11 protein-coding genes and 1 tRNA gene are annotated in these 14,006 nt (G+C 60.2%); 6 read left to right on the top strand and 6 right to left on the bottom strand.

Translation table 11 applies throughout. From position 1 onward, the window contains the following. Positions 1–65: 65 nt before the first annotated feature. Entirely contained in the window at positions 66–1,544 is a 1,479-nt protein-coding gene (locus NKJ46_RS31325; protein WP_352670725.1) for an ABC transporter substrate-binding protein, read from the bottom strand. Positions 1,545–1,762: 218 nt separating this feature from the next. Here NKJ46_RS31325 and NKJ46_RS31330 point away from each other — a divergent pair, with 218 nt between their 5' ends. Genes NKJ46_RS31330 through NKJ46_RS31345 form a run of 4 tightly spaced genes read left to right on the top strand, consistent with a single transcriptional unit; the run spans position 1,763 to position 6,328 of the window. Beyond that, the gene (locus NKJ46_RS31330) at positions 1,763–2,473 is read left to right on the top strand and encodes a GntR family transcriptional regulator (RefSeq protein ID WP_352670728.1); all 711 of its coding nucleotides are present in this window, start codon (positions 1,763–1,765) and stop codon (positions 2,471–2,473) included. 54 nt (positions 2,474–2,527) lie between these two features. Beyond that, positions 2,528–3,694, top strand: a complete 1,167-nt coding sequence (locus NKJ46_RS31335) for a mandelate racemase/muconate lactonizing enzyme family protein (protein WP_352670731.1) — start codon at positions 2,528–2,530, stop codon at positions 3,692–3,694. A 55-nt stretch (positions 3,695–3,749) separates the two neighbouring features. Then, complete coding sequence (locus NKJ46_RS31340; RefSeq protein WP_352670734.1) at positions 3,750–5,111, top strand: mandelate racemase/muconate lactonizing enzyme family protein; 1,362 nt, start codon at positions 3,750–3,752, stop codon at positions 5,109–5,111. A 17-nt stretch (positions 5,112–5,128) separates the two neighbouring features. Further along, positions 5,129–6,328: a mandelate racemase/muconate lactonizing enzyme family protein gene (locus NKJ46_RS31345; RefSeq protein ID WP_352670736.1), complete on the top strand. Its 1,200-nt coding sequence runs from the start codon at positions 5,129–5,131 to the stop codon at positions 6,326–6,328. A gap of 143 nt (positions 6,329–6,471) precedes the next feature. On the opposite strand, the gene NKJ46_RS31350 is transcribed toward NKJ46_RS31345, so the two are convergent. Beyond that, entirely contained in the window at positions 6,472–8,217 is a 1,746-nt protein-coding gene (locus NKJ46_RS31350; protein ID WP_352670739.1) for an adenylate/guanylate cyclase domain-containing protein, read from the bottom strand. 335 nt (positions 8,218–8,552) lie between these two features. Here NKJ46_RS31350 and NKJ46_RS31355 point away from each other — a divergent pair, with 335 nt between their 5' ends. Beyond that, positions 8,553–8,945 (top strand): hypothetical protein, encoded by a 393-nt coding sequence (locus tag NKJ46_RS31355; RefSeq protein WP_502903483.1) that lies wholly within the window; start codon positions 8,553–8,555, stop codon positions 8,943–8,945. 2,111 nt (positions 8,946–11,056) lie between these two features. On the opposite strand, the gene NKJ46_RS31360 is transcribed toward NKJ46_RS31355, so the two are convergent. Next, entirely contained in the window at positions 11,057–11,422 is a 366-nt protein-coding gene (locus NKJ46_RS31360) for a hypothetical protein (protein ID WP_352670742.1), read from the bottom strand. Between the two features lie 418 nt (positions 11,423–11,840). Here NKJ46_RS31360 and NKJ46_RS31365 point away from each other — a divergent pair. Further along, positions 11,841–11,916: transfer RNA gene (locus NKJ46_RS31365), tRNA-Arg, on the top strand. A 27-nt stretch (positions 11,917–11,943) separates the two neighbouring features. On the opposite strand, the gene NKJ46_RS31370 is transcribed toward NKJ46_RS31365, so the two are convergent. The 3 genes from NKJ46_RS31370 to NKJ46_RS31380 all read right to left on the bottom strand — a co-directional run bounded on the left by NKJ46_RS31370 (position 11,944) and on the right by NKJ46_RS31380 (position 13,254). Beyond that, positions 11,944–12,213, bottom strand: a complete 270-nt coding sequence (locus NKJ46_RS31370; protein WP_352670744.1) for a pentapeptide repeat-containing protein — start codon at positions 12,211–12,213, stop codon at positions 11,944–11,946. Beyond that, positions 12,107–12,679 (bottom strand): pentapeptide repeat-containing protein, encoded by a 573-nt coding sequence (locus NKJ46_RS31375; protein ID WP_352670747.1) that lies wholly within the window; start codon positions 12,677–12,679, stop codon positions 12,107–12,109. The genes NKJ46_RS31370 and NKJ46_RS31375 overlap by 107 nt, the downstream gene beginning before the upstream one ends. 332 nt (positions 12,680–13,011) lie before the next feature. Then, positions 13,012–13,254 (bottom strand): hypothetical protein, encoded by a 243-nt coding sequence (locus NKJ46_RS31380; RefSeq protein ID WP_352670749.1) that lies wholly within the window; start codon positions 13,252–13,254, stop codon positions 13,012–13,014. Between the last annotated feature and the right edge of the window lie 752 nt (positions 13,255–14,006).

Consider the following 14,006-nt stretch of genomic DNA (forward strand, 5'->3'; position numbering starts at 1 on the left):
TTTTTCTTCGGAACGAGGCGGCTGCGCCAGCGGCGCAGCCGGTCAGGTCGTAAGTCTGGCCTGGACTAGAGTCCGCCCATCAGGTCTTTTACCTTCTTGGCCGCGTCGTCCGCTGCCTCGTCGACGGTCATCGCTCCGGTCAGGGCATTCTGCAGCATGTCCGGGATGATGATGTTCATGATCTCGGGGGCCTGCGGCAGAGCTGGGAACGGGATGCCGTATGGCAGCATCGAGGTGGTGACGTCGAGGAACTTGATGTTGTCCAGACGTTCCTTCATCCACTTGGTCTTGAAGCCGTTGAGATTGCCCGGGTTTGATCCGGCATAGGCCATCTTCAGCGACCATTCAGGGCTCGTCCACATACAGATGATAGCTTTCGCAGCCGGCTCGTCTACCTTGCCGCCCTCGACATATTCGGGCTTCAGGATGTGAATGTTCGAGCCGCCGAACACGACGGCGCGCTTGCCGTCGGGACCAGTCGGGATCAGGCCGTAGCGCATGTTGTCGATGACCGTCTGCGCCTTGTCCTTGTCGGTGCCCGTCGCCTTTTTCTGCAGGTCGAGCATGACGTTGTAATCGGACGGATGCGAGATCATCATGCCGAGCTGGCCGGCGACGAACAGGGGCTGGTTATCGGCCTGCTGGTTGGTGAGTGCCGAAACCGGAACCGACTTGTCGCGAACATACATGTCGTACGAGGCTTGCAGCGCTGCCTTGCTCTGCGGACTATCGAGCTGGACCTGCTCATAGGTCGGGTTTGCCGTCGCTTCGTCGAAGACGCCGCCGCCATAGGCCCACAGCTGTGGCATGAAGCGGTACGGCGTATTGCCGGCATTCTTGCGAGCCACGAGGCCGTAGCCGGCAATGCCGAGTTTGTCATGGATCTGCTTGGAATATTTGACGACGTCGTCCCAGGTTGCCGGAGGCTTGTCCGGATCAAGGCCTGCACGCTTGAAGATATCGGCGTTCCAGATGAACGCCATCGTCTCGTTGTTGGTCGGAATACCGTAGGTCACGCCCTCCCAGGTCACCGCCTTCATGGCGCCGGGCCAGAAATCCTCGGTCGAATACCCCACGTCCTCTGGCTTGAGCGGCTGCAGATAGCCCTTTGAGGCGAACTCGGTGCCACCCAGGATTTGCAGGCGGACCGCCATCGGCGCGGCATTGCCCAGGAGCGCTGTGCGGAACTTGTCGAGAAGGTCGTTATAGGTGAGGGCTTGTTCCTCGAGCTGGATGTTCGGATATGTCTTGCGGAAGGTCTCGAAGAAGTCCTTGTAGTACTGGCGCAGGAGGTCGGGGTCGCCTTCGAACACGCCCTGATACCAGAAAGTCAGTCGCCCCTTGTAGTCGAGCGGGGTGACCTTGGCGCAATCGGCCGCCGTGTCGAAATCCTGTGTGCCCGCAATCGAGCGTACATATTCCGGCGACCACTTGCTCAGATCAACCGGCGGTGCACCCAGCGCCGATGTAGACGTCAGGGCTGCCATCAAAGCAGTGGCGACAGTGCCGCACAGGACGGCACTGCCGAGCGCAATTCTCGTCATAGGTATCCTCCCTGGTTCTTCCATGCCGCAATGCGCGGAAGCAAAGCGGTTCTTACTCGTTTCGATCGCGAGGATGCTTCTTTCAGCTCAGTGTATCCTCTCGATCGCTTGGTACGTTTTCAGATCATGGATTGCCTGTCAACGCGCAGAATCGTACATTGTTTGCGAAAGCCGTGTGTGATATCGGGCAAGGTATGTATTAAATTGGGGAGCCGGCCTTGGCCGAAATAAGCGATTTTAAAGCGATGCCACCGGTCGGGACTGATCCCATCGGGGCCTCGAGCGAGGGCGCCTCGCTCTATGAACTGATCAGGGAAGACATCATCGAAGGACGGCTTGCCGCCAACGAACGGCTTGTGGTCACCGATCTCGCCCGGCGTCACGGCACCTCGACCAATCCTGTGCGCGAGGCCCTGCAGCTGTTGCGTGGCGAAGGTTTTGTCACCTTTGTCCCCAACCGCGGGGCGCGCGTCCGACCCATTGATCAGGATTTTGTCCGGGATATCTATGAGATCGGTGTTCTGATCGAGCCAGCCCTGACACGATGGTTTGTGAATATGGCTACCGGCGAGGACATCGCCGAACTCGAACGTCTCCAGGGCCTGATCGAAGAGAACAACTTCGCCGACACATTCAGGCACAGTGAGCTGGATACCGCTTTCCACACCGTGATGTACCAGCGGCACTACAACCGCCACGCCGCCGAGCTTTGGTGGAAACATCGCGAAGTGCTGCGAGCCGTGAGCCGTCGTTTCAATTTCACGCTGGCGCGACGTGCCGCGATCATGCGCGAGCACCGCGAACTCATCGCACTTGTGAAGGCGGGTGAGGCTGACAAGGCGGCCGAACTCGTTGCCCGCCATGTCGAGGGTTCGGGCCGGCATATTCTCGAACAGATGCGAGCGCGCAACGCCGCTCGGGCCGGATAGAACGTCCAGTCCAGAACATCGTTAGCTGACCATTTTCAGGCAAAGGTAGTTGAGATGAAAATCACGAGCATTCGGCCGTGGCTGATCAAATCCGATGCTTCTTACTGGGGAGAGTTCCTGTTCGTCGAAGTGACGACCGACGAGGGAGTGAGTGGCTGGGGAGAGATCACCACCACGACAAGGCTCGCCAACCGCGCTCTCTGCACGATCCTGCGGCAGATCGGCGTCGCCGTGACAGGTGAGAATCCGGCGCGTATCGAGCATCTCTGGCACAAGATCTTCCGCAGCTTCACCTACATGGGAAGCCGCGGCGCCGCCGTCGAATGTGTGAGCGCCATCGATATTGCCCTCTGGGACATCCAGGGCAAAGTCCTCGGCAAGCCGATTTACGAGCTGCTGGGCGGACCAGTACGCGATGAAATCGCGCTCTACACCCATCCCAACCAGTCCAAATTCACCAGCAAGGAGGCTGTGGTCCGCGAAATTCTAGACATTGTCGAGTCCGGACACACTGCGCTCAAGTTCGATCCTTATCCCCACCAGGGCCGCAGCGCCGATGGCCTGCCCCGCGAACAGCGGGACGGCTACCTCGATGGCAGTATGACCCGCAAGGACGAGCGCGAAGCCGCCGAACTCACTGCTCTGATCCGCGAAACGGCAGGACCCGATGTTGACATTCTCATCGATGCGCATGGCCGCTTCGACGTCCCCACCGCCATTCGCCTCTGTCGGAGCCTCGAGGAGGCCGGCCAGATCGACTGGTTTGAGGAGCCCTGCCCGCCCGAGAGCCTTAACGCCCTCAAGCAAGTGCGTGAGAAGGTCAATACCGCCATCTCATGGGGCGAGCGCGGCCACACGAAGTGGGATTTCGTGCCGGTACTCGAGAACAGGCTCGCCGACTACATCATGCCCGACGTTACCTGGACCGGCGGCATTACCGAACTCAAGAAGATTTCTGCGCTGTGCGAAGCCTACTACGTCCCGGTCTCGCCACATGACGCCGCGGGACCGATCAACGTGGTTGCGGGAGCGCAGGTGATGATGACCGTTCCCAACTTCTACAAACTCGAAACATCGGAGTGGAACCTGGGCAAATACGATCACCTGATCGACAGACCGCTCGACATTTCGAACGGCAGCCTGAAGGTGACGTCGAAGCCTGGTCTCGGTATTGAGATGAACCGCGACTACCTGCAGGCCCACGAGATTGAGCTGGGCTAGCAACACGCTGTGCCCGCCCAGGGTGCGGGGCGACAATCCGAAACGAGGATAAGTCATGGCAAAGACAGGTGGCGCCGACGAAGCGCTCAATCGAGTGAACGCGAACTCCAAGCCATCCCAGCTTCGCATCACCGACATGCGGGTAGCCGAAATCGTTGGCGCGCCATTCACATCGACCCTGCTCAAGATTTACACCAACCAGGGTATCGTCGGGCTTGGCGAGGTGCGCGACGGCGCTAGTGCCACCTACGCGCTGATGCTGAAGAGCCGGCTGCTTGGCGAAAACCCCTGCGACATCGACCGCCTGTTTCGCCGGATCAAGCAGTTCGGTGGGCACGGCCGGCAAGGCGGCGGCGTCTCGGCGGTCGAAATTGCGTTGTGGGATCTCGCCGGCAAGGCCTATGGCGTGCCCATCTACCAGATGCTCGGCGGCCGGTTTCGGGAGAAGGTGCGCGTCTATTGCGATACGGACGCGACCGTGCCAAGCGGCACCGAGACCGGCAAGCGTCTCAAGCAGCGCATGGAGCTCGGCTTCACCTTCCTCAAGATGGATCTGGGGCTGATGCAGATCGCGGATGTCCCCGGTGCGGTCGTATCTCCTGCCGGCTCACTTGAAGGGTACCGCGTCCATCCCGGCCGCGGTCCGGTCAAGACCCTTGAAGACCGACGCGCCCGCAACGCCGCGTACGATTTGCACAACATTGCCCACCCGTTTACCGGCCTCCACTTTTCCGACAAGGGCCTCGACCTGCTTGAACAGTATATTGCCGAAGTTCGCGAAATTATCGGCATGGATATTCCGCTCGCCATTGACCATGTCGGCCACATCTCGCTGCAGAACGGTATTCGGCTCGCCAGGCGGATTGAAAAATACGTGCCGGCCTGGCTCGAGGATGTGATCCCATGGCAGTACACCGAGCAGTACCGGCAACTGCAGGCAGCCACCACGGTGCCGATCTGCACCGGCGAGGACATCTACCTTAAGGAGGGCTTCGAGCCCCTGCTCAAGAGCGGCGGCCTCTCCATTATCCACCCGGACCTGCTCACCAGCGGGGGCATCCTCGAGACCAAGAAGATCGGCGACATGGCCCAGGACCACGGCGTCGCAATGGCCATCCATATGGCCGAAAGTCCAATCGCCGCAATGGCCGCGGCACATGTCGCGACCGCGACCGAAAACTTCATGGCGCTCGAATACCATTCTGCCGATGTCGACTGGTGGGACGATATTGTCACCGGCGTTCCCAAGCCGCTCGTGAAGGACGGCTTTATCACTGTTCCGGACAAACCTGGCCTGGGGATCGACGACGTCGTCGACGAGGTGATCTCGCAGCATCTGCAGCCGGGCGTCACCGGCATCTGGCAACCCACGGATCACTGGGACAACGAATATTCCTGGGACCGTACCTGGAGCTGAGGCGAAAAGAACCGAAGATGAAGATTACCGACCTCCGCTGCGCCGTCATCGGCAAACATCCCATCGTCCGCATCGTTACCGACGAGGGCCTCTATGGCTTGGGCGAAGTCGAGTTCACAAAGACCTACCTCAAGCCTTGGGTGCTGCATTTCCGCGAGGCGCTGATCGGCGAGGACCCTACCGACGTCGAGCGGGTGATGCTGAAGATCCGCCAACGCGGCTCTTTCAAGCCCTATGGCGCGGCGGTAAGCGCTATCGAGCATGCGCTGTGGGACATTGCCGGCAAGGCCGCAGGCGTGCCGGCCTACAAACTGCTCGGCGGCAAGGTGCGCGACAAGGTGCGCGTCTACAACGGCTCGATCCGCCAGAAGCGAACGGGGGACCGGCCGGAGGATTACGCCGCTGACGTGAAATGGATGATGGAGCAGCCGCAGAACTTCTTCATGATCAAGCAAGGGATCTCGTTCCACTCCAACATGAAGGACACCGTCGAGGACTTCCATTACGGCGTGACGCAGAAGAAGGCTGGCTATCACGGTGCCATGGATCAGGGCGTCATCAGCGAGCGCGGTTTCAACCACATGCTCGACTGCGTGATCGCGATGAAGGAAGTGCTGGGCGACAAGGTCAGCCTCGCGCTCGACTGCGGCCCGGGCTGGATGCTGCCGGACGCGATCAAGTTCGCTCGCGCGGTCGAGAAGCACAATTTGATGTGGCTTGAGGACATGCTGACCGGCGACTATGTGCCGTGGGTCAATCCGCAAGCCTATCGGGAGCTGACCACCTCCACCTCGACGCCAATTCATACCGGCGAGCAGATCTACCTGCGGCACAATTTCAAGGAGCTGATCGAAACGCAGGCGGTGCGCGTCATCGGCCCCGATCCGGCCGATATTGGCGGCATTGCCGAGCTCAAATGGGTCGCCGAGCACGCCTATATGCACTCGATCCTGATGGCACCGCACGGCACCGCGAACGGCCTTCTAGGCCTCGGCGCGCTGATCAATGTCTGCGCCACCCTGCCCGCCAACTACATCGCGTTCGAATACCCGAGCGCCTCAGACCCCTGGTGGGAGGACCTCGTAATCGGCCTGCCGTCGCAGATCGTGAAGGACAGCATGGTGGACCTGCTGGAAGCGCCGGGGCTGGGCCTCGATATCGACGCCGAAGCAGCCAGGAAATATCTCAGCGAAGAGGATGCGGGCTTTTTCGACTGAACCATGCTTCTTGGGCAACCCTGGCCGGCTGTTCACGGCTGCTCTACGCGCTCAGTCCTCAGACAAGCCGCCAGAGAAGGCCTTCCAGAAGCGACGCGGGTCAAGGGACGTCGCCTCGCCGGGCATCTTTGCAACCGCGACGATCATTCCGGCACGCCGGAGATGCCCAGCGCCTCGACATACCGCTCGGCGAACACCTCGTCCAGCCACGGGTTGATCTGTCTCTGCAGGGTGAGCGTGTAGGTCGGGAACGCCTCCATCAGCCGCCGCGCCGCCGCCTGCGCCTCGTCCAGGCGATTGAGTTTGACCAGTGCCATGATCACAACCCGGTGCGAGGAGCCGTAGTTCGGCATCTCATGCAGCGCGCGTTCTCCCCATGCAAGCGCTTCCTCGTAGCGCTCGAGCATTAGGTAGCTCATCCCGATGCCGGAGAGCGCGATACCGTTTTCGGGGTCGACCGGGCTCAGCCGCATTGCCCTGTGAAAGTGCTCGATGGCGACGAGCGGGCGGCCGGAATGTGCGTTCACCCAGCCGCTGCCTGTATGGCCCTGCGCCGAATTGGGGTTGAGCAGCAGGGATCGTTCGATCGTGCGCAGCGCCATCTCGTAGTCCTTCGCGCTGTAGGCGAGCACCTGCGCGGCGAAACGTAGGCTTGTGGGGTCGTCGCGCGCTTCCGCCAGTACCTCGCGCGCCATGCGCGCGGCGACTCGGATATCGTCCGGCTGGTGCCAGCACTGGCTCACGGATAGGCTGCGGATATAGGCGCCGAGTGCCTTCGCCAAGGTGAAGCCAGGGTCGATGCTGAGCGCCTCGTTGGTGAGCCGGCGCACGTCGGCAAAGCCTTCGCGCGTCATGCTGTAGAAGCGCGGCAGCGCGCGAAGGTAGAGGTCGTAGGCGCTGATGTAGTCGGTCGGCTTCATCCGCGCCTGCTTGATCTCCTGCAGCCGGATGCTCGGTTCGACAGCGCCGACGACGCTCTCGGTCACCTTGTCCTGCAGGTCGAAGATGTCGCTCACGTCGCCCTCGAAGCGGTTGGTCCAGACATGGTGTCCGCTGATCGCGTCCACCAACTGCCCGCTGATGCGCACCCGCGATCCTGCTCTGCGGATGCTGCCTTCGAGCACGTAGCGGACGCCCAGCTCGCGCCCGACCTGGCGCAGGTCCACCGCCCGGCCCTTGTAGGTGAAGGACGAGTTGCGGGCGATCACGAAGAAGGAGTTCACCCGGCTCAATCCCGTGATGATGTCCTCCACCAGCCCGTCGGCGAAGTATTCCTGGTCGGGATCGCCGCTCATGTTGGTGAAAGGCAGAACCGCGATCGAGGGTTTCTCGGGCAAGGGAGGCGGTGCAGCCACCGAGGCGCTGGCGTCGGTCTCGACGCGGTAGGCGCGCACAGGCCGCTCGATGTTCTTGAGGCGCAGGTTGCCGAGCGGCGTGAAGCCGCAGTCGAGCTTGCCCTGAAGGTGGTCGTACGCGGTGCCCGAGACGACCACGGTGCCGGGATCGGCGATGCTTTCGAGGCGGGCGGCGATGTTGACCCCGTCGCCGTAGAGGTCGCCGTCCTCCTCGCAGACCACGTCGCCGAGATTGACGCCGATGCGCAAGCGAATCCGCTCTTCCTCGGGCGTCTCCGCCTCGTGTTCCGCCAGGGCCTGCTGGATCGCCATCGCCGAGGTCACCGCGTTAACGACACTCGCGAACTCGCACAGCATCCCGTCGCCGCTGAGCTTGACGATCCGACCCCCGTGCTCGGAGACCAGCGGTTCGAGGAGGTCCTTGCGGTAGATCTTCAGCCGCTCGAGCGTGCCGCGCTCGTCCCGCTCCGTCAGGCGCGAATAGCCGACCACGTCGCAAGCCAGGATCGCTGCCAAGTGGCGCTGCGTGGTCATCGCACCGCTAAGCCATGAGCCTGCACGCGGGCCGCCCCCTGTCCATGTCCTGCCAACTTCCAGACGCCCCATGTGCATGGTATCCATCTCTCCCGGTCGCCGCTCGTCGCCGATAAAGAACGAGAATGCAGCTCGACCTTGCGTTCACGAGATTTCGCAATACCGCTTGCGAGGCGTGGAGCGTTCCAGTCGCCGGGCTAACAGCCGACGACACGCCCACGCAGCCTCTGGGGACACTGACACTTCACTCCCAGAAGGCCGGAGATATTTCCTGGCCTGTGTAACCGGTTGACGCCACCGTGGCGGTGCTTTTGTCACCGCGATGTAACAGCGAGATGCCCTACGAACGGGCGCATTGGGCATTACACCAGACGTTCGCGCTTAGAGGTGCTGAGGTCGGCAGGTGGCGCATCGAAGACTTCCAAATCCTGGCGAGCATCGGCTTCACCAACCTGTTGCACCTCTACTCGCCTGATCTGATCGTGACGGGCGGCGGCCTCGCCAACGGCTTCGATCTCCTGGCGAGTGCGGGTGATGCCACCTACCGCGACGTGCCGATCGTACAGGCGCAGCTCGGTGACCAAGCCGGCCTGGTCGGCGGGGCAACCCTTATCCTGCGGGAGGGCGAGCCAGGAACGTCACTGGCAATCGCGCAGAACGACAGAGAAGATGACGCCGGCACTCGCCGTGAGCGCTTCGGCCGCAGCTCCACCAGGGGTATGTCGTAAGCGGCCGAAACATCATGGTATTTTTCGGCACCCGCCATCGATCCCCACTTTTGTCCCCACTTGTTGGTCATTGCGTACCGATCGGAACGGCCAGAATGGCCGTGAACTGCTTTGGCGGGTTGCCTGCTTTCGAGGAATAGTTTTCCCCCTCTCTGGTTTCCTTTCTGTCTCCAGGCGTGAGCCCCTGTTGGCGCGGCTCACTGTTCCTCGACTGTTCTCAGTGGAGAGCGGTCGGCCGACGCTGTCCCGCCGCTGTTTTCAGCGAGAATGCTAACTGTTTCCCGACTGTTTTCAGTTGCAGCGGTTAACCAGAAATCCGTAATTAAAGTTGGCTCAAGCCATTGGCGACATCACTCAAACGAATGGCAATTATCTGTTTGAATGCGTCTAGGGTCCCTCCGCGGAGACCCACGCATCCGCGCGTAGGGACACAGCAACTTCCCCTTTAAAGGCGTCGAGATGCCACGAGCACCGAAACCTCAGTTCCTTAGACCTAAGGATCGAGCAATCTGCCAGCGGGTTGTCGACCAGGTAGCCGCCGACGCCAAATCGCACAGCACCTCGATAAACAGACAGATTCTGGCCTCGACCACGCTGTCTCTCTTTCAATGCGGGGTCGTCAATGAAGTGAATTTGCTGGCACATGTTCGCGCGCGCCGCCATGACTTCACGAAGCAGGCCGGCACTGCGTCGCCGGTCGCTTCGTGACGCCCTCAGGTGCCGGCATGCACCGTCGCTCACCACCTTGCCCGATTGCTAATGAAGAATGGGGGGCGCAGGCGCTCACCCACTCTGACGAGTATCGTGCTGTTGCGACGCTGTTCTGAGCATCGAATTGAACGGATGTGCCGATTGATTTGGGAATCCGGTAAGAACCGCTCCCTCACGGCGCTTCTCGCTTCCTCCTGTCCATGATCTCTACCATCCCTTCCATAACCCGTTTGTCGGGATTTCTCTTACAAAAGCCGTAGAGAGACGCCCAAATCTCATTGATGGTCATGCTACCGAGATCGTATCGAGGCTGACCTAAGTGCTTCAGTCCCGTGTTCGCTGCAGTAATGTAGCCCTCCGTCCATGCGACCATTGCCATAGGGATGCGAGAACGAGGCGAGTCAGACTCGCTTGTGATACTCGGCAGCTTCGTGCACTCCATACCTGTTGCGATGGAGCACACTCGAAAATCTACGAGATCCCAGCACCGGCTTCGATTGAGCGGCGATAATTCACTCCGATTCGCACAAGGGGCAGAGAGGTGAAAGCTGAGTTCCGGCGATCCGGCCAATGGGCCGACATAACGAACGCCACAGGGACGGAGCGATGGCTGAATGATGGGGACGGTTGTCGCAGGATCAGCCCCTAAAGATTGCCGGCCGAATGACATGCATGGCGATGACGGGTGGTCAACTTGCTCTAATGGACCGTTGCCGGTGAATGAGGGCGAGGCGCTTGCAAAGGCGATCATCGAAACGGTCGCGAGATTAACCCGCGGGCGAATTGACGGGGCGCCTTGATCAAGGCCGAATTAGCACTCCCGAGCCGTACAGTTGCACTCCAAGCCGATCGTTCTTCCGCCACCGGACCACCGCCTGATAGGTGGCCCCGTCCTCAGGGATGAACAGCACAAAACGATCCGGGACCAAGGCATCAGCAGCGACCCGCAGTTCCGCGCCTCTCTCATGCTGGTTGCAGACCGAGCAGCTTATGTCCATGTCCCGACGCCCAGTGGTTATAGTCGCGTCCTTCAGAACAGGCGTTCTCTGGTGAAGGCGGCGGTCAGGTTTAGGGTCGGTAGGGTCCATGGGATGCAGTCCTTGTCGTGCTGGATTAGCCGTGTGGTTCATCGCCGAAACCTTACAGCGAAGCGCTGCGTATACAATTGTGTTCGCCGCGGAGGTGCTTGAGGCGTCGCTTGACCTCCTCCGGCTTTACCCACTGCGTCGCCGGTCGCTTCTTGATGCCATGCGGAGGCGGGCCGGCATGGGGGCCTTCATCAGCTTGGGTCGCGACTGAAGGAACGGCTGTGGAAGCGGGTGCAGGACACTCGAGACTGCCGCCGCCGGTACTTACAATTTTACGCACCCAGTCAATACTAGGTACAAAGCTTACATTAGCTAGAGTGAACGGAACGTGATTCCGCGCGGCTCCTGGCGACCATCGTGAAAGACACAGACGGAGCGGGCGCTATAGAAAATACGCACGAGCGAGCGCGTACCCGGCCAATACCAACATCGAGAGCACATAGAGAACCAGCAGCAACGGAACCACGGATGATTGGTGGGCGACGGAGGCGTCAGCTTCTTCCTGTTCCCCAAAAGATTGTGATCCAGACCGGCCTCCATGACCACCGTATGGTCAGGCCCATTCTTGCCGTAGGTCTCTCTCGAAACCCGTGTCGCGATATCGGCCCGGATCACTCCATCCTCGGGCAGGTCGCCCGGAAGCCATTCTGGAAGATTGTCGCCGTCGCCCTTGTCCATGGCGCCAATAATGCTTTGTGCCTCACCTATGTTCCAGATTCCTAATGTACGATTTTAACCAGCGGCTCGCTCACTGCGTCAACGCGTCGGCCGGATGTTACGGCAGGAAAAAGTCCCGCCGCACTGCCAGGACGGCGGGACCCGATCAAGCGACTTGCACCAAGCTTAGGGACTTCGGGGTTGCTCTGGTGCGCGCGATCAGCTCGATTTTAGGCGCATGAGCTGTAACGCGTCCACCAACTGGCGGTTTTGGTAGTGGGTTAGTTTGAAACCTGTCTCGCCTGAACGTGTCTTAATAGCCAGACGACATATCGTTCCATATCAAGCCGGCGAGCGGTTCCAAGTACACTTGCCCAGGTATCCTGAGGACTGGCGCCAGACGCGATCATGGCCGGTGCGTTGTGAAATGAGTCAGCGAGCATCCGTGCCACTTTGGCGGAGGATCTGCGCCCCTCCGAAGGCACAAGTTACAGGTTCGCATCCTGTCGGGTGCAGCATTGCCGCAGTTCGCTAGCCGACAACTATTCCTGCTGGAATTGACAGGGCCAATCTTCAGGCCTCGTCAAGCCAGAAGGCAACTCGGTCCGGGCGTCTCCGCAAGCCATGTTGAGCTGCCACTGGGACAGACCCACCGAATTGGAAAGGTCGACGCCCTCGATACGGGTCAGAAACAAGAAGGCGCGGTCAAAGTCTATCGGCGCGGTGAACGTCGCTCCTCGGAAGTCCGCGCGTGCGAGATTGGCAAACGAAAAGCGGCTGCCACTGATATCGGCGGCATGGAAACTGCGCACGCCCCAGTTCCGCCTTTGTGAAATCAACATTGGTCAGATTGGCGTCCTGGAAATTCGAGCGCTGCATTTCCGCGCTCGCAAACACAGCGCCCTGCGCGTCCATACGGCTGAAGTCGGTCCTGTAGCCCTCGATTCTGTCGAACCGAGCGCCTTTGGCGGTCGAGTCGGCCAGGGAAGCACGCACAAGAGTTGCCTTCTCAAGATTTGCCGCACGGAGATTGGTGTTCCTGAGGTCGGTCGAAGTGAAATCAACACCGAACAGGTTCGCCCCGCTCAGGTCCTGTCCATCTAGGATGAGAAGCTTCTTGTCACACTCTTGCCAATTGACGCCAGGCGTCGCGGCTGCGTCGCAATTTTGAGCGGCAGTGGCGTTCTGCCAAGCAAACACGGTGCAAACCGCTAGAACCAGGCCGGATGCGCCGTAAGCTCTGGTTCGCCTGAAAGTCATTTGCTGGACCTCTGCCACTCGCCGACACTCAACCTTACCACATCTGCTGACACTCGAGCCACGGTGACCACCGCCGTCACATTTAGCGCGTTTCTCATATCAAGCTTCGATGTTGATCAACCGATCAACCCGCGCGTAGGGCGCGATTTGCGAGCGCCTCCCCATATCATATCATCGGCGGTCCAGCAGAGGGCCCTGAAAGACTCGTCGTCCATTCCCCCACTCCCTGGTTGCGAGCGCAAAGGTATCATGCAATTCACCGACGCTGTATCCGTAGGTCGTCGTGCTCGGACCGGAATTGCTCGAACGGTCCGCAAGGACCTGAACAGCCGAAGCCCCGTGGCCTTCTTTCACATTGGGATAGCCCCCTCATCGTAGATGAAGAGGGTCACGGATCCGGGCAAGCTGTTGGCCCATTGGACGGCGTCAGCCAGGCTGATGCATTCGCGCTGATCATAAGCGATTTCCCCGTCTGTTTTGGGCGCCAGATCGCTGTCCGGGACAGTGTTGTCGTGCCAGGTCGCTTCAGCGATTACCGTAATCGACTTCCATCGATATGGCCGCGCACGCTTGTCGATGATGTTCGTGATCACTTCCCAAACCCCTCAAGACAAGGGCGGTATAATGCAATCCACTGTCGCTGTAACGGTCGGGGGAATGCGGCGACGGTAACCGTCCTTATCGATAAAGGCTTCATTTAATCGGCAGGTTGAGGAGCGCCACCGGCCAGCTTCCCCAGGAAGCGAGCGCGTTCGACGCGTGCCTATCCCGCGGTCTGTTCGCCTAGCTCGGTCTGAGATACCAGTCGATCCGAAAGACCTGTCGCCGGACGAGGCCCACTTCATCTACGATTTCATCGTCAGCCCGGAAGCGGACTATAACGCTAGCGTCGACTGCGCGCGCGCAGAAGCAAGCCGTGAAAACGTGGTTGTGAAGATCATCGAGTAGCGTTTCGGCGAAGCGTATCTCTAGGGAGCGAGGATGATCACGCCGCCAAGACGACAGGGCGAATATGCCGATCGCGAGATAGACTGCCAGGAGGCCGTGGGGCCGAGATTCCAAGCCATCGTAGGTTGCATACTTGAGGTCGGATGGACGCGAGGCGAAATCATGGAATCCCCGCGACGGCTCATCGCCGCCGTCAATATGACCCAGAAAGAGATGCAAGGACGGAAGCGGAGCTTGCGATTGCCGAGCGATGGTCTTCTTGCTCGTCGGTCCTCTCTAGTGGGTTCCCGGCAGGGCGATGCAAAGCTAAGTTGAACCGCCCCGGGTTTTCCGGAGGCCGTTTCGTTTGAGTCACGCGGCTATGGCTGGTTCATCCAACATGGCGTAGTAGCGTTCC

Source organism: Mesorhizobium sp. M0166, assembly GCF_040322255.1.
In the GTDB taxonomy this organism is placed as follows: domain Bacteria; phylum Pseudomonadota; class Alphaproteobacteria; order Rhizobiales; family Rhizobiaceae; genus Mesorhizobium.